The 17,239-nt window shown below is 29.9% G+C and carries 16 protein-coding genes; 3 read left to right on the forward strand and 13 right to left on the reverse strand.

The annotated features are described in order from the left end of the window. A complete protein-coding gene (lepA, locus tag NPA11_RS01850) occupies window positions 1-1,806 on the reverse strand; it encodes a translation elongation factor 4 (RefSeq protein ID WP_257043113.1) in 1,806 nt (601 codons plus the stop codon). A 264-nt stretch (window positions 1,807-2,070) separates the two neighbouring features. Between lepA and NPA11_RS01855 the strand changes: the two genes are divergently transcribed. After that, on the forward strand, window positions 2,071-3,030 hold the full coding sequence (locus tag NPA11_RS01855) for a LacI family DNA-binding transcriptional regulator (RefSeq protein ID WP_257043114.1): 960 nt from the start codon (window positions 2,071-2,073) through the stop codon (window positions 3,028-3,030). 48 nt (window positions 3,031-3,078) lie between these two features. On the opposite strand, the gene NPA11_RS01860 is transcribed toward NPA11_RS01855, so the two are convergent. The 12 genes from NPA11_RS01860 to NPA11_RS01915 form a co-directional block, all read right to left on the reverse strand. Further along, window positions 3,079-3,756 carry a 16S rRNA (uracil(1498)-N(3))-methyltransferase gene (locus tag NPA11_RS01860; RefSeq protein WP_257043116.1) on the reverse strand — a complete coding sequence of 226 codons (678 nt, stop codon included), beginning with the start codon at window positions 3,754-3,756 and terminating at the stop codon, window positions 3,079-3,081. After that, the gene (locus NPA11_RS01865; protein ID WP_257043117.1) at window positions 3,756-5,372 is read right to left on the reverse strand and encodes an ABC-F family ATP-binding cassette domain-containing protein; all 1,617 of its coding nucleotides are present in this window, start codon (window positions 5,370-5,372) and stop codon (window positions 3,756-3,758) included. The genes NPA11_RS01860 and NPA11_RS01865 overlap by 1 nt, the downstream gene beginning before the upstream one ends. A 157-nt stretch (window positions 5,373-5,529) precedes the next feature. After that, window positions 5,530-8,322 carry a preprotein translocase subunit SecA gene (gene secA / locus NPA11_RS01870; protein WP_257043119.1) on the reverse strand — a complete coding sequence of 931 codons (2,793 nt, stop codon included), beginning with the start codon at window positions 8,320-8,322 and terminating at the stop codon, window positions 5,530-5,532. 174 nt (window positions 8,323-8,496) lie between these two features. After that, entirely contained in the window at window positions 8,497-9,390 is an 894-nt protein-coding gene (locus NPA11_RS01875; protein WP_257043120.1) for a hypothetical protein, read from the reverse strand. Window positions 9,391-9,547: 157 nt separating this feature from the next. Then, window positions 9,548-10,555: an MAG0770 family lipoprotein gene (locus NPA11_RS01880; protein WP_257043121.1), complete on the reverse strand. Its 1,008-nt coding sequence runs from the start codon at window positions 10,553-10,555 to the stop codon at window positions 9,548-9,550. Further along, window positions 10,539-11,270: a pseudouridine synthase gene (locus NPA11_RS01885; RefSeq protein ID WP_257043122.1), complete on the reverse strand. Its 732-nt coding sequence runs from the start codon at window positions 11,268-11,270 to the stop codon at window positions 10,539-10,541. The genes NPA11_RS01880 and NPA11_RS01885 overlap by 17 nt, the downstream gene beginning before the upstream one ends. A 1-nt stretch (window position 11,271) precedes the next feature. Next, window positions 11,272-12,366 carry a nicotinate-nucleotide adenylyltransferase gene (locus NPA11_RS01890; RefSeq protein ID WP_257043123.1) on the reverse strand — a complete coding sequence of 365 codons (1,095 nt, stop codon included), beginning with the start codon at window positions 12,364-12,366 and terminating at the stop codon, window positions 11,272-11,274. A gap of 10 nt (window positions 12,367-12,376) precedes the next feature. Continuing rightward, complete coding sequence (locus NPA11_RS01895) at window positions 12,377-13,618, reverse strand: DNA polymerase IV (RefSeq protein ID WP_257043125.1); 1,242 nt, start codon at window positions 13,616-13,618, stop codon at window positions 12,377-12,379. A gap of 3 nt (window positions 13,619-13,621) precedes the next feature. Next, complete coding sequence (locus NPA11_RS01900; RefSeq protein ID WP_257043126.1) at window positions 13,622-14,035, reverse strand: iron-sulfur cluster assembly scaffold protein; 414 nt, start codon at window positions 14,033-14,035, stop codon at window positions 13,622-13,624. Further along, the gene (locus NPA11_RS01905) at window positions 14,025-15,170 is read right to left on the reverse strand and encodes an aminotransferase class V-fold PLP-dependent enzyme (protein ID WP_257043127.1); all 1,146 of its coding nucleotides are present in this window, start codon (window positions 15,168-15,170) and stop codon (window positions 14,025-14,027) included. The genes NPA11_RS01900 and NPA11_RS01905 overlap by 11 nt, the downstream gene beginning before the upstream one ends. A 14-nt stretch (window positions 15,171-15,184) precedes the next feature. Further along, complete coding sequence (locus NPA11_RS01910; protein WP_257043129.1) at window positions 15,185-15,652, reverse strand: hypothetical protein; 468 nt, start codon at window positions 15,650-15,652, stop codon at window positions 15,185-15,187. Further along, on the reverse strand, window positions 15,639-16,112 hold the full coding sequence (locus NPA11_RS01915; RefSeq protein ID WP_257043131.1) for a transcription antitermination factor NusB: 474 nt from the start codon (window positions 16,110-16,112) through the stop codon (window positions 15,639-15,641). The genes NPA11_RS01910 and NPA11_RS01915 overlap by 14 nt, the downstream gene beginning before the upstream one ends. A 289-nt stretch (window positions 16,113-16,401) precedes the next feature. On the opposite strand from NPA11_RS01915, the gene rpsD reads away from it, so the two are divergent. Next, on the forward strand, window positions 16,402-17,001 hold the full coding sequence (rpsD, locus tag NPA11_RS01920) for a 30S ribosomal protein S4 (RefSeq protein WP_257043133.1): 600 nt from the start codon (window positions 16,402-16,404) through the stop codon (window positions 16,999-17,001). Window positions 17,002-17,019: 18 nt separating this feature from the next. Next, the gene (gene rpmE, locus NPA11_RS01925) at window positions 17,020-17,229 is read left to right on the forward strand and encodes a 50S ribosomal protein L31 (protein ID WP_257043134.1); all 210 of its coding nucleotides are present in this window, start codon (window positions 17,020-17,022) and stop codon (window positions 17,227-17,229) included. The last annotated feature ends 10 nt before the right edge of the window (window positions 17,230-17,239 follow it).

Genomic DNA, 17,239 nt, shown 5'->3' on the forward strand with positions numbered 1-17,239 from the left:
CTACTTACTTGGTTCAGTATTGGTTTTTAAAATTGACAAAAAGGCTTCTTGAGGCACTTCAATTGAGCCGAGTTTTTTCATGCGTTTTTTACCTTCTTTTTGTTTTTTAAGTAACTTTTGTCTTCGAGTTACGTCCCCACCATATAACTTAGCAGTGACATCCTTTCGAAACGCTTTAATGGTTTCACGAGCAATAATTTTTCCACCAATTGTGGCTTGAACTGGAACTTCAAAGTTTTGGCGTGGAATAGCATCCTTAAGTTTTTTAGTCAATTCACGTGCCGATTCATAGGCTTTATCACGGTGAGTGATGATTGAAAAAGCATCAACCTTATCACCGTTTAAAAGAATGTCAACTTTAACTAAATCACTAATCCGATACCCAATTCAATCATATTCAAAGGATGCATATCCTTTAGTTGAACTTTTTAAACGATCAAAAAAGTTAAAAATAGTTTCAGCGAGCGGAAGTTCATAAATAATTCTAGTTCGCTTATCATCAATCACTTCAAGAGATTTATATATTCCACGTTGATTTTGACACAAGTCCATAACATTTCCTATATATTCATTTGGAACAAAAATACTTGCCTCAATGTATGGTTCTTCAATGTACTGAATAAAAGTACGATCTGGGAGCATAGTTGGATTGGAAATAAATTCGACATTACCATTAGTAAAAGTGACTTTATATTCTACTGAAGGGGCTGTCGCAATAATTCCGACTTGATATTCTCGATCTAAACGTTCTTGCAATATCTCCATATGAAGCATTCCTAAAAACCCGACTCTAAATCCAAAACCAAGGGCTTTTGAAGTTTCTTGTTCTCAAGTAATCGAGGAATCTGAAAGCGAAATTTTTTCTAGCGATTCTTTTAAAAGCGAATAATCACGAGTATCGATTGGATAAAATCCAGTAAACACGACTGGTTTCATCTTTTTATAACCGGGGAGGGCTTGCTCGGTTGGGTTTTCCACTAAGGTGATTGTATCTCCCACTGAAACTTCTTTAGCATCACGTATAGCTGCACTAACTCAACCAACTTCTCCAGCAGATAAAAAATCTTTTTTACTCTCATGAGGATTCCGTACCCCAAGATCAATGACGTGATATTCAGCTTTAGTATTATGAGACATGAATTTAAATTTGTCGCCTACTCGTAAGCGACCTTGAAAAATTCGAATTAAAAGCACTACTCCGCGATATGGATCAAAATAGCTATCAAAAATTAATGCTTTAAGCGGTTGCTCATCATAAGCATTTTGTGGATATGGAATATATTGAATAATTGCATTCAAAAGTTCACTAACCCCTTGACCAGTTTTGGCTGAAACTAGGATTGCATTATCAGTTGGAATTCCGATAACTTCTTCAATTTCACGTTTGACTAGTTCAACATCAGCACTTGGGAGATCAATTTTATTAATTACAGGAATAATTTCTAAATTATTTTCCAGTGCCAAATATACATTAGCTAAAGTCTGAGCTTCAATTCCTTGAGTCGCATCAACGAGTAATAAAGCACCTTCACTAGCAGCCAGTGAGCGCGAAACCTCATAAGTAAAGTCAACATGACCAGGTGTATCGATAAGATGAAAAATGTAATCTTGATATTTTAATTGCACAGCGTTAAGTTTAATAGTAATTCCGCGTTCTTGTTCAAGATCCATTGAATCAAGAAATTGTGCTTTTAAATCACGTTTAGCAACTGTATTAGTTAGTTCTAAAATCCGATCAGCCAATGTGCTTTTACCATGATCAATGTGTGCAATAATTGAAAAATTTCGAATCTTATTTTTATCCATATTGTTATATTTTACTAAATTTGCTTATTAGTTTATTAATTAATCAATTCGAATAAAAAAATATTTGTTAATAATTTTATTGTGCTATAATATTAAAGATGCTTGTTGAAACACACAAGGGTGAGATGTTAAGTCTCTGCTTGCCAAAAATATATGTAAATGGCCTTTCACGTTAATAATTTAAATCTTCCAGAGGAAGATTTTTTTTATACAATGGTTAAAAATATGGAACAAAACTGAAAAATTTTCATATATAATAAGCCTATGAGTAAACAGATTTCATATAAGGACATTTCAGAAAAAGTTAGAGTATCAATTTCAACAATTAGTCGATACTATAATAATGGATATGTATCCGAAAAGACCAAAAAGAAAATTGAAGAATTTGTTAAATCGCACCAATACTATCCAAATCATGGTGCTCGACTTATTCGTGGACGTGATCACTCAATTTTTATTATTATGCCCGAATGAACTCAAAATATCTACTTCTCAATAGTTAACGGAATTGTAGCTGCATGTAAGAAAAATAATCGAAAAGTGAATATTACTTTTACCGGAAAAACAACCGAAGAGTATATTGAAACTGTACGCTATATTCTATCGTGACGCCCAACATCATTAGTTATCTTTAACCCAGATCGGGATGAAAATTTATTTAACTTTTTACGCAGTATTGTTGATGTATCCATTGTAATATACGATCACCAAGTATCTGGATTAAACTGAATAAAAGTTGACGAAACCAATGCATTTTATGAACTCACCTTAGCATTAATTAGCACGCTAAATATTTCAGAAAAGGGTAAAGTGCAAATGGTGTTTTTAGAAGATTCAAAACTATATCCAATCCAGAAAAAAGATCGTTTTGCTGGATTTGAGCGAGCTTGCAAAGAAAAAGGAATTAATTATGAGCGAACTGAAGTTTCGTTTAATAACTCTAATACCGTTAAATCATTTTTAGCCTTAACCCGTAACAAACAAATTTCAAACGTAGTTTGTTCAACTCACGAATCATATATTTCACTTACGGTTCAAGGGATTCCGAATTTACGTTTAACTGATATTGGATATCAATCCATTTATGATCGAATCAAAAATTATAAAGCTAAAATTTTTATCGATTTTCCTTCGATTGGAATTGAAATTGAAAAAATGTTATTAATTCATTCAGTTGAAAAACAAACTCAAAATAAATTTATTAAGGCAAGAATTATTACTTAACAATTTAATAATAAAATCCATTTTTGTTTTTTAATAAAAAATGGATTTTTAATACATTTTAACTTGCGAAAGTAGATAAAGAGCAGCTGTTTCTGCACGTAAGATTCGACTTCCTAGTGAAATAATTTCCACGTTTTTAGTTTTGGCTTGTTCAATTTCTTGGTCTGAAAAACCACCTTCAGGTCCAATAAAAAACATGCAAGCATGATCAATTTGAGAATTTAATCTTTGACTTATATTGATTTTCTCATGAGCTAAATATTTATGATTAATTGGATAATTAAGAGCTTGATCAAAAGTGTGAATTGGAGCTAATGTCGGAATTTTATTACGAAATGATTGCTCAGCAGCATTTTGTAAAATGGTTTTAAAACGTTCTAACTTTTTATCAAATTTATATTTAATTAGATCAGTATTACAAAAAGTTGTGTCCATTGGAATAATTGTACTTACTCCTAATTCAGTTGCTTTTTGGAGCATTCATTCAAAACGTTCAAGCTTAATTATTGAAATTGCTAAAACTATTTCAAATGGATTTTCATGATTGTTGAGTATTTTTTCGATAATTTTAGCTTTTTGATTTTCTAATTGACACAAATAAAATTCATCTTGATAAATGCAAATAAATTGTTTATTCTCAGCACGGATTACTTTTAAATGTTTAAGCGTTTCTGGCGATAAAATAAAGTGTTCGTTCACTTTTTCTTGGACAAAAAAACGATTCATTAATACTCCATCGCTTCTTCGTATTCTTCTAAAGTTCCACGGAATAAGAAACTTTCTTGTGGATTTTTGAGTTCCAAAATAACATCAGCACATTGATTTACAAATGCACGATTATAAGTGGTAAAAATTACTCCACCACGATATTGTTTTACACCTTCAATGACCGAATCAATACTTTCTGTATCTAAGTGATCTAGTGGTTGATCTAAAATAATAAAATTGCTTTCAAGGAGCATCATTCTCGAAAACATTAAACGAGCTTTTTCGCCCCCGCTAGTAACATTAACTTTTTTAAAAACTGAATCACTCGAAAAGAGCATTCTTCCTAAAAAACCACGCATACGTGAATCTGATACATCTTTATTTTCTTCAAGTGTATTTTCTAAAGGTCATTTTGAAATTCATTCTAAAATATTTAGGTCTGAATCAAAATATTTTGCATTATCATTAGGGAAATAACTGGTTTTAATTGTTTGACCTCAAGCAATTGTTCCGCTAGTTGGCTCCAATTCCCCAGCTAATATCGATAAAAGTTTAGTTTTAGCAATATCATCTTCGCCAATAATCACCATTTTTTCTCCAGGTTTTAGGTTGAAATTAAGATTTTCAAACAATGTTTGACCGTGTTCGTTAACATAAGTTAAATTTTCAACAGTAAGAATTTGTTTCCCGTGATCACGGTTCATTTCTCAACGAACATAGGGATATTTCCGATTTGACGGTTTAATTTCATCGAGTTGAATTTTTTCAAGCGATTTTTTACGTGAGGTTGCTTGACGTGATTTAGACGCATTAGCACTAAAACGAGCAATAAAATCTTTAAGCTTTTCAATTTGAGCTTCCTTTTTAAGATTTGATTGTTTCATCATTTCACGAGCTAATTCAGAAGATTGTTTTCAAAACGAATAATTTCCTGTATAAATTTTTGCTTCATTAAAATCAATATCAACAATATGAGTGCAAATCGAATCAAGAAAATCACTATCGTGAGAAACCACAATTACCACATTATCATACTCAATTAGGAAATTTTCAAGCCACTTAATACTACGTAAATCCAAGTGGTTGGTTGGTTCATCCATAATTAAAATATCAGGATTTCCAAATAAAGCTTTAGCTAGAAGTACCTTAATTTTTTGATTAGCAGTAAGATCTTTCATTTGAACATTTCATTTTTCTTTGGGGATGCTTAAATTAGAAAGAAGTTCTTGAGCATCATTTTCAGCGGTCCAACCACCTAATTCACCAAATTTTTCTTCTAAGATGGCAGCTCTTTCATAATCTTCCATACTTGCTTCAGAATTGGCATAAATAGCATCTTTTTGTTCTTTGATTGAATAAAGTTGATCATTACCCATAATCACAACTTCGGTAACAATTAAATTATCATAGGCATTATGATCTTGTGAAAGGACTGAAATACGTTTATTTTTTTCAATAACAACATTTCCACTAGTTGGCTCAATTTGACCTGAGAGAATTTTTAAAAAAGTAGATTTTCCGGCTCCATTAGCCCCAATTATGCCGTATGTATTTCCTTCAGTAAATTTTAAATTTACTCCTTCAAATAGCTTTTTATCGCTAAAAATCTTGCTTAAATTTTGAACTTCTAACATCTTTTACTCCTTGTTGGTATATTAATTTTTATTATATAAAAATGCTCTTAAAATATAAAGAAAAAGTCTGAAGAACAGACTTATTTGACACTAATTTTGAATTAATTCAAAACTCGATGTCGGCTCGAATTAAATTATAACATTATTAATTGAGTTATTATGTCTTTTTATTTAGAGAATTATCTGGTTGAGTTCGATCACTTTGGTAACTTGGATTATGGGTATTATTAAACACTTCATTGACCGGAAGAATTGAAATGCTTGGCTCATTAGGATCTGGTTCTTCTTCGTGTAATTGATGTTTACTGTGAATATCTAATTCTGTTTGAGTGGCTAAATCAAAATTATCTTTCAACTCATCAATCAAAGGATTATTTTGTTCATTTATTTCGTGAGTTTGTGAAGTTTCTTGCGGAACTGGATCATAATCATACATACTTAAACTGGCAGTAATTTCTTCCATCCGAGCCTTAACGCTTTTGTATATTTCAACAATTTCTTGCTCACGTTCGCTTGGAGTTTTGCTTAAATCATTATTGGTAAATGATTGATAAATTTCTTGGAAAATTGGGTCCTCTTCCATTTCCCGAGTAATCAGTGAATGAGCTCCTAAACGGTTCGAAAAGATTTGAAGCATGACATCAAAAGCAATATTTTCAACCATATCTTCAAACATTCGTGTTCCTTCTTGAGTGTAAATTTGGTAAGGATTTTTTTGTGAATATTGAACTAAATTTACGTTTGAACGCAATTTATCCATATTATTAATATGACGTTTTCACTTTGAATCTAAAGTTGATAAAATAATTTGTTTTTCAATTTCATAAATTTCTTGATCTAAATATGATTTTAAAGCATTAGTTCTTCATTTTTCGTATGCTTGAATAATAACGTTTGAAATATACTCAGGAAGATCTTTTTCGTAAATATGACTAATTTCCTTAAGTGAAAATTCAAAAGCAATTAATCCACCGATATTTTGGTTTAAAAAGTTTACTAACTCATTATAGTTATATGAATATTTTCCTTTATAAGCTGGAAAATTAACAATCGAATTAGTAGTGTGTTTAATCATTTTTTCAACAATAAACTTAGGGTCTACCGCATCTAAAATCAGATCTCTTTGCGAATAAATTAAGTCTCTTTGCTGACGGATAACATCATCATAATTTAGTACTGATTTCCGTGAATCATAATTAAATCCTTCAATTTTCTTTTGAGCATGATTAAAGGCAAACCGCAAGTTTTTATTAGTTATTTCAGATCCGTTAGCATCAGCATAAGCTTCTTTAAATGAATCATAATTTGAAAAACGTTGCATTAAGGGGTCATCAATTGAGATATAAAACTTGCTAGTTCCTATATCGCCTTGACGTCCAGAACGTCCTCTAAGTTGATTATCGATCCGACGCGATTCGGCTTTATCAGTTCCAATTACGTATAATCCACCGAGTTCTAAGGCTTCAGGTGAAGGCTTAATATCAGTTCCTCGACCGGCCATGTTTGTAGCAATTGTAACTGCTTTAACTTGTCCTGCTTGTGAGATAATTTCTGCTTCAGAAGCGTTTTGTTTAGCGTTAAGAACAGTATGAGGAACTCCAGCTTGTAATAAATGTTTATGGAGCTCTTCAGAATCTTCAATTTGAGCAGTTCCAATTAACACAGGTTGTCCTTTTTGATACAACTCAAGTACTTTGTTTGTTACTGCGTTTCATTTATCTATCGATGAAACAAAAATAGCATCAGGTTCATCAATCCGCATAATTGGTTTATTAGTTGGAACCACATTCACACGCATGTTATATATATCAATAAATTCTTGCTCTTCGGTTTTTCCAGTTCCTGTCATTCCACATAGTTTATTAAACATTCTAAAAAAGTTTTGGTAAGTAATGGTGGCTAAAGTTTGGGTTTCAGGTTCAATTTCAACCATTTCTTTAGCTTGAATTGCTTGCTGAAGACCTTCTGAATAGCTCCGACCTTCCATGATTCTTCCGGTAAATCCATCGACAAGTTCAATTTTTCCTTCACGAACAATGTACTCAACATTATTACGCATAATTTTATGGGCTCTTAAAGCATTTTGGACTAAGTGGACAGTTTCTGAGTTTTCAATATCGTAAATGCTTTTAACATTGAAAAATTTATTAGCTCGAGCAATTCCTGAGTGGGTTAAAGTAATTGCCTTAGATTCTTCATCAATTAAGTAATCATGAATTGATAAAGTACGGACAAATTGATCGGCTGAAAAGTATGTTGATGAATCTTGAGTTTGACCTCCTGAAATAATAAGTGGAGTTTTAGCTTCGTCAATTAGAATAGAATCAACCTCATCAACAAGACAAAATTGTAGTCCTCTTTGGACTTTTTCGCTCATTTTTTCGACCATATTATCACGAAGATAGTCAAATCCAAGCTCTGAATGGACTGAGTAAGTAATATCAGCAGCATAGGCTTTTCGTTTTTCGTTTGGTTGCATTTGGGCTTTGTTAATTCCAACGCTTAAGCCTAAGAAATTAAATACTTGACCCATTTCTTTGGCGTCACGTTCACTCAAATATTCATTAACAGTTGAAACAATAGCCCCCTTTCCTAAAAGGGCATTTAAATACACTGGAGCAATCGAGGTAATAGTTTTCCCCTCTCCAGTTTTCATTTCAGCAACTGAACCAAGATCAAGTAAAATTCCACCAAGGATTTGTACGTCGAAAGGCCGTTTTCCAAGCACTCTTTTTGTCGCTTCACGAGCCACAGCAAAAACATCGTTTCGAATTTGCTCGAGTGTGTATCCATCCTTGAGCATTTCTTTAAAAATATTTGTGGTTTGTTTGAGTTCTTGATCGCTTAGTTGAGAAACGCTTGCTTCAAGTTTATTAATTTCCTTGAGTGCTCTTTGAGCAATTCTCATTTCAGTAGTCTTAAAATCAAATAATTGTTTGGCTGATTTCATAATGTATTTTTAATTATACTAATTTCTGGATTTTTCTTATGCCTTTAATTTACAAGTAAATTAAAGTAATTTTTTACAATAAAAAATCAACTCTTAACTTTAAGAGTTGATTTAAAATAAATTTTAATCTTCTTAATTTGTATAAATAATAAAGATTTTAATTATTTATACAAATTAAGCTCTAGTGAAAAATTCGACAAAGAATTTAACAATTTTTGACGATATTATTGAGGTTGTCAACCCTGGAAGAAAAGTTAAACCGCCAGCAGCGGCTCCAGCAGCTAAAGTGCCTCCTAGTATTTTTTTAATTAGATCCATATGTTTTTTGATGAATTCAACTCCAGTAGTATTGTTAATTTTATCTTTGACTTTAGTGAAGAATTTTTTTAAGAATTCGACAAATTTAGATGCTTTTAGTAACTGTCCAACTGAATAAACTTTACTACTTTTAATTTGAATATTTTTTGCATTTGATTTTTTTGAATCTTTTTTAACTAAATCAAAATTAATTTTAATTTTAACGTTTTCATCAAAATTTTTCTTTTCAATGTAATTAAATATTTGAAGCAATTGACCAAGAAATTCTTTCTTAGATTCTTTGATTTTTTCTTTATCAGCAGTGTTCAAGCTTAAATTAAAGGTAACTTCTCCATTTTCATCTTTAACAATTGTATTATTTGGTAAACTTGGTTTTTCGCTATTAGACGAACTTACTTCGGTTGCTGAATTTGTGTTAAATGAAGAATCATTTAAATCGTCCAAAATATCAACTTCATTTGTAGAATCTGAATTATTATTCGAACTAATTGTGTTATTTGAAGGTTTAACAGGGCTTGTATTAATATTGGTTGTTGTATTGTTCACCGGTTTTTTTGGTGGCTCACTTTGTGAACTTGGTTGAGCATTGTTGATAGGTTTTTGATCACTTGTTGTGCTTGGATTGGCAGGAGCACTGGTTTTAGTTTTTGCTCAAGGACCATAATAAAAACCTCAAATACCAACTCCAACTCCAGTAGGAATTAAGACTAATAGTAATATGAATATTGATTTAAGCAATTTCCTTTTCATTAAAATTTCCTTTTCATTAAAATTTCCTTTTCATTAAAATTTCCTTTTCATTAAAATTTCCTTTTAGCTTCTCTTAAAAGAAAATTTATATTTATATTAAATTTATTAACTTATTATTATAATTTTAATTATTTTTTGAAATTATTCAACATAAAAACTAACCTTTTAAAATTACGTATAATTCATTGGTTTTTTGTCAAATCTTGAATAAATTTTCAAAATTAGAGTTTTCGTCAAAAAAACCAATCAATGTATCAGAAGGATATGCTCCAGCAAATTGGTTAGTGATTAATTTTACTGCATCAAGATATTGTTGATATGAAGTGTTGATTAGATTTAATATTGATGAAATTCTTGAATCATTAATTTGATTGATATTTGTATTTAAAAATTCAATTAAAGCTTTTATTTCTTTAAATGCACTTGAGTTTTTTTGATCAGCAACAATGACACTTCATTCTTTAACCACATTCCCAATAGCATGTGTATGTTCAATAATTAAATTGCCATCAACTTGAACTCTTTTTTGTAATTGAGTATAATTAATTGATTTTAAATTTGAGTTGTACCATTTATTTTTATATTCTTCTCTGGCCTCATTTAATTTTGCATTACTAAACCACTCATCATAAATAGGAGAAATTGCAAATTTAGTATTAGCTAAAAAGTCTAAATTCTTTTTAAAATCAAGAAAAATATTCTTTGGAGAATTAAAGACTCTATCCTCAGCGATTAAACCTAACTCTTCATTTATAGCGTTAAAACGAAAAAAAGCATCGCTATAAGATTTAATTTGATTTTCTTTTAAATTTAATTCTTTAAAGAATGTTTGTTTGATTTGATCTTTTAAATTAAAATTGACACTAGCATCTTGAATCATTTTATTAAATTGATTTAACGCATTAGTTAAAATTTGAGCTTTAACTTGAATATCCTTATAATAAAAAACAAAATTTTGACTAGCTTGAGAATTTTGGTTTTCAAAAAATGAGTTAATTGCATTAAAGTAACGATTATACTGTTGTAAGTTTTCTTTTGCTTGGAGTTGGAGATTAGCTAAATTATTATCGCTATTTTTATCAAAATCACTTGTGCATGCAATTGCAAAAAGTGGTGAAGTACTAATTAATGTAGGAATTAGTAAGAATTTAATTTTTCTTTTCATGCTGCTCCTCTTTTAAACGAACTAAATTTTTCAAATCTTTGACCTCTTTAAAAGTTAATTTGCGATAGTGACCAAGCGGAAGTTTTTCTGCTGTAATTCCAGCATATTCTACTCTTTTTAAATTAATCACTAACTTATTAACACTTTCAAAGATTTTTTTAACATGGTGATAAGTTCCAACTTTAAGTACCACAAAGTAACTTTTAGGGGCGACTTGAATAACTTGTTGGAATGATTCAGTATTATTAATCATTAAAGGGCCATTAACTTTTTTAAACTCTCCTTTACTGAGAGGTTCGTTTAAGCGAGCTCGATAAACCCGAATAATTTCATAACTTGGGTGCATTAATTTATTTGCTAAATCACCATCATTTGTGAGCAAAAGAACCCCAGTAGTGTCATAATCTAATCGGCCAACAGGAAAAATTTTATGCTCGGTATCAATTAAATCAGTAACAAGAGTACGATTAAAATTATCTTTTAATGTACAAATAGTTTTAGGCGGTTTATTGAGAACAAAATATACTTTTTCTTGAGCAAAAATTGGTTTGTTATCAACTAAAATTTGATCTTTGAATGAAGCCTTATCTCCTAAATGAGCAATTTTACCGTTTATAGTTACTCGGTGAGATTTAATTAAATTTTCAGCTTCACGTCGAGAAGCAACTCCGGCTTGTGAGAGCAATTTTTGCACTCTTTCTAAATTTGATGTCATGTTATTTTAAATACTTTCTGTATATTTGTTCTTGTCTAGGTGTGAATTTAACTCCCTTTTGGATATTGTAATTATAAACGTATTCAATCACTTTTTCAAATGCTTGATCAAGATCTTGAAAAGCTAATTCACGAAGTTTTTGGACTCCGATAAATCTACGGCCAGGTGAAATTTTGTCACTAATGAAAAGAATTTTATCTAGAGGGGAAATGATATTTTGTTCGGTGCGATCATCAAGTGTTGTATGGACTAAAATAGCATGTAAAATATCGCGGTCTTTGAGCTTATATTGATGCTTAACTCAACTATAACCACATACTTGATGTAACTCATGTTCATGCACATTAGCATATTGTGGTTCAAATTGGAGTAAATATTCTCGTGATTGTTGTACATCTCATTCTTTAGCTATATCATGCAAAATTCCAGCAATATAAGCTTTTCGAGCGTCAACATTAAATTTTTTGGCCATTTCAGCAGCAAAATGCCCAGTGTTCATGCAGTGTTTAGCTCTTAATGCACTAACCATTGAATGAACAATTTTTTCCAAATACAAGCCATGCTCTTGAATGTAATCAAGAACTTTATCATCAACACTATCTAAATATCCTTGCTTGAATTCACTTGACGAAAAGTCTCATAACGGATTATTTAAAATAATTGCTTTGTATTTTTTAGAATTAATTTTGTTAACTTTTTTGGTTCGTTTAATCACTACAATTTGAGCCAATTGAGCAATTTTATCAATTTCTCTTCATTTATCTAATTTAGCTAAATGGTCACTTCCAATAATTAAATATAACTGATCTGAGCTAAATTTGTGATTAAAATATTTTAGTGTATCAATTGTGTAGGAAGTTCCGCCACGTTTGATTTCAAAATCGCTCACAAACATTTTTTCTTCAAGTACTTGATTTAACATGTTGATTCGATGAAGAGAATTAACATTTTTTTGCTTGCTTTTAAATGGTGAATTATTAGCTGGAACAAAATATAATTCATCTAATTGTAATTGCTCAATCACATATTTAGCAACATTAATATGTCCTTTATGAACAGGATCAAAAGTCCCTCCGTAAATTGCGATTTTTCTCATTTCTTCCCTCTTATCTTTTTTTAAAAGTAAATCCTTCTAAATCGAACTGATTTGTTTTATTTTCTAAATTTTTAAGATCATTATACTGTTTTAAAGTATATAAAATTGGTTTATTTAATTTTCGATTTACTGATGAAATTAAATGACTTAATCGAGTTAAATTTTGATTATTGGATACTTCAAATAAATTAAAGTTGACATCTTGATCAAATTCATAAATTAAATTATTAATCCTAATCCCAATTCCAATAATCTTATTCTCGCTAAAATTTCTTAAATATAATTGTTTTGCTTTGGCAAAAATAAGCTCAAAATCATTGGTATAATGATCAATTTTTCGTTGCTTACTTTGTCATTTTTTGTGTTCATTGCGCACAACTAATGTAATTACATTTCCAACTAACATTTGCCTCTTACATCTAAGTGATACCATTGAAACAACATTTTGTAATTGTTCTAAAATCTGTTCGCGACCAAGTTTTTTATCAATAAAAGTGATTTCATTACCAATTCCTTTAGGTAATGAATTTTTTAATACAATTCGATCATGCCGATTTGGATTTAAATTTTCAATTCATTGTTTATAAACAATTCCAAAAATACTTTTGGTTTGATAATCACTTAAATTATTATTCAATAAATCTTTAATTTGATAAATTCCTAACCTTTTTAATTTGTTTGCTGATGCTTTGCCAATTCCATAATACTGGTTAATATCAAGGTTAAAAAAATTTTCCTGATAATTATCAGGTGTCGTTACACCAATTCCAAATGGCTTAGAAATATTAGTAGTCATTTTAGCAAAGAAGCAGTTATATGATATTCCAATCGTAATTGGAATATCAAAAATCTTAAGAATTTCATTTTGCATTTTTTGAGCTAATTTATATGCTTGATCAAAATTGAAAACATGATCGGTTAAATCTAAATAACATTCATCAATTGAAGCAACATTAATTAAAGAAGAATAGTTTTTGCTAAGGTATTGAAAAATATTAGTAGAAATAGTGGTAAAAATATCAAAATGACCTTCGACAAAAATAGTTTTAGGCTCGATTTTAGCTATTTTAGAGTTAATCATCCCTGCTCGAGCGCCTTTTGAACGTAATTCATAACTCACTGATGTAGAAACAAATTCAGGACCAGGTTTTCCAACGGCAATTGGTTTGCCTTTGAGTTCGGGTCGTATTGAACGTAGTGCACTAACAAAATATGAATCAAAATCAATATGGAATATAAAAGATTTTTTCATGAGTTATTTTAAAAGATTTTCAGCACTCAAGAGTGCACAAGCGGTTCGATTTAGGTGGGTTTTAACATTAAAAAAAACTCATAAATCTTCAATTAAACTAATTTGTTCTTTTGTTAAAGTTTCTTGCATGATAAAACTTTTGTAGATGCTTAAAATCTGTTCAATTTGGAGCTTGGTTTTATTTTTAAGTGTTGATAATAAAATATCAGTTGAAGCTATAAAAATAGCGCATCCATTACCATCAAAACTCGCCTGAGTTAAAACATTATTTTCAAATTTGGTTTTTAAAATTAACTTATCTGCACAAGTCGAGCTAAAAAAAATCTTGCCACCATTAGTGTCTGAAGGATTTTTGTTATTTGGATTTAGGTAATGTTGCATAATTATTTCGCGAGCTTTGTTAGCATTAAAATCCATAAAAGTCTCCTCCGTTTTTTAGATGATAAATCAATTTATCAATATCTTTTTTAGTATTATAAATTCCTAAACTAATTCTTAAATACGAATAATTTGATTTGATATTACGTAAATAATGTGCACAAAAAATCCCAGCAATTGTGTAAATTCCTTTAATTCCTAAATATGTTGCTACATCTTGAGCGTTAATGTTTTTAACGTTAATAAGAGCAATATAATCACCAGGATTTGAAAATACTTCAACATTTTTAAGTTTATTTAAACGATTGTGCAGATAAATGCTAAGGTCCCCAAGAACTTTTTGAGTAGTTTCATATCCAATATTATTAAAATAATCTAATGATTTATCAAACATAAAGAATCCGGCTAAATTAGGAGTTCCTGGTTCAAATTTAGCAATTGTATCTTTGATTGTCCATGTTTGATTTGTGTTAATTTCATTTACCGATCCACCACCAAATTTTGTTGGTTTAAGTTGCTTAAGTAAATTTTGTTGAATCGCTAAAACACCCATTCCAGTCGGTCCATAAAATTTATTACAACTAAATGCAATAACATGAGAATTTGTTAAAGAACACTTTTGATGCAAAATACTTTGAGCACAATCATTAATTACATAAGCTCCAACTTGTTCTGCTTTTTGATAAATTGCTTGTATATCTTGAACTTGTTTGAAATTGTTAGTTTCTTGAGCAAGAGCAATAATTTTAGTTTTAGGAGTAATTGCATTGATTAAATCTTCTTTGATAATTACTTTTGCTTGTTTTTTTTGTGCTAATTCAATTCACGGAATTATGTGAGAAGAATGATTATAAGAACTGAGTAAAATTTCATGATCTTGAGTAATAATTGAGTTAAGCATATTAGCAATATAATTTAACGATTCAGTCGTTCCACTAGTAAAGATAACTTCATGTTTTTGAGCATCAATTAATTGAGCTACTTTTTCACGGACAGAATTAATAGTGCTGTTAACCAAATTACCAAGCGGGGTGTCAGCAGTACGAGATGAAATAGAAATATTTTGATAATAATTCAAAACGGCATCGATAGATATTTTTGGTTTAAGGACCAAGGCCGCTGAATCAAAATAGGTTATTTTTTTAGCGGCCGGAAAATCTTTTTTATAACCCATGATTAGTCTCTTTCTTATAAAATTTTTCGTAGAACTTCAAGAAGGATCACATTATAATCTTCAAATTGCTTGAAGCGATCTAAAAATTTATAATAATGTATTCGTTTAAAATGATTGACACTGCATTTGTCTTTTTTTAAATATGGTTGCCGTTTTAAAAAGACAATTTTGATTTTTTTATGATTAGTTTTTCAAGCGAGTTGATAAAAGAAAAAAACGTAAAAGTTTTTTATCATTTCTCGATCTTGTTCCGTAACGTACTCAGGAAAGGATAAATTAAAATTAAATTGTTCAACAAAATGATCTAAATTATTCCATTTTTGTCCGTCAAATGTGATTCAATCTTCAGGCAATGCTTTTTTAATTAAACCCATTTGAGTAAATTTTTCCAAAGTAAAACTAAGGCGATTTTTTCAAAAATAAAAATAAGCTCGTTGTTTACGAATTTTTAAATAATTTTTCAGTATTTTAAGAATTTTCATTGCTAATTTCATTTTCCATTTTAACTAAGAGTTTATAAAAGTTTTGCAAAATAGCGTTGACAAATTTATATTGTTTACTATCATGTTTATTGATAACATTTCCATTCTCGTCTTTAATTTCATCAGGCAGAAAATAAGTTTTAGTAATTTCAATGGCTTCATTAAAGACAATTTTAGGTTGCAAATAAAAGCATTCGCTTGCTCCGTTGATAATAATAGCACGTACAACTGGTGAAATACGATCTCAAGATCAACTTTGGTTGATTAAACTAATCAAACTTTTTTTTAAAAATTGATAGTTTTTGGCAATTGATTTAATTTTTTTGAGTTGTACTTGATCCAAAAAATCATAATTTTCAAAAACATCAATAATGTTAATTGGCTCATTCAAAAGTTCAAATTTATATAAAACTTGAATAATTTCAACACGACTTCTTCTTCTTGATTTTATCTTTTCCATAAGAGGGTCCTCCAAAGAAAACAACTATTAAATGAACTTGTTTTAAATATACTTCTAAATATTACCATTTTTATAGATTTTTTATTGATAAAGTCTGATTAAAAAAATTGCTAATTTTTGGATTTTTTGGTAAAATAAAAAAGCATAAATTACAGCAGTTTATTATGATTAGTGATAATTTTGCTTTGTTTTAAATTTGATAGTAAGTACGCTGCAAAACCGAACTCATTAAAGCACAATTAGCTAATTAGAGATAAACTTTCTCTTTTATGCAGAAAAGAGGAAAAACATGTCAAGATATACAGGACCTGTATTTAAAATTTCTCGTCGTTTAGGATACTCAATTCTTGAAACAGGGAAAGAGTTTGCTAAAGGAAGAAAAAGAACTTATGCCCCTGGACAACATGGGAACAAAAGAACCAAACTTTCAGATTATGGACTTCACCTTTATGAAAAACAAAAAGTAAAACACACTTTTGGAATTAGTGAAAAGCAACTTCGTAAGACATATCAAAAAGCCATGAAATTAAAAGGAGTTACTGGTACTAATTTACTTCAACTTCTTGAATCAAGACTTGATAATGTGGTATATCGTGCTGGATTTGCTTCAACCCGTAGACAAGCACGTCAACTAGTGAACCACGGCCACTTTACTTTAAACGGTAAAAAAGCTGATATTCCTTCAATGCTTGTCCACGTAGGTGATGTAGTTAAAATGAAAGATAAATTAACTAAAAATGAACAAGTGCTTGCTTCAATTGAAGCAAAAGCTGCGTCAGCATGATTGAGTAGAAAAGAATTTAGCGTCACATTTGATCGTTTACCAGAAAGAACTGAAATGCACTCAGAAATTAAAGATGCTTTAATTGTTGAGTTCTATTCTAAATAATAAAGGAGAATATAACACATGAAAAAAGATATTCACCCACAATACCATTCAGTTGATGTTACTTGTTCAACTTGCCAAAAAACCTTTAAATTTGGTTCAGTAAGAAAACAATTTAGTGTTGATGTTTGTTCAGGGTGCCACCCTGTTTACACAGGAAACCGTTCGCAAGCAAAAGCAACAGGTAGAATTGATAAATTTAACAAACGTCTTGAGAAAAAGACTAAATAAATTTATTATT

Source organism: Mycoplasma sp. 1578d (assembly GCF_024582695.1).
In the GTDB taxonomy this organism is placed as follows: domain Bacteria; phylum Bacillota_I; class Bacilli_A; order Mycoplasmatales; family Metamycoplasmataceae; genus Mycoplasmopsis.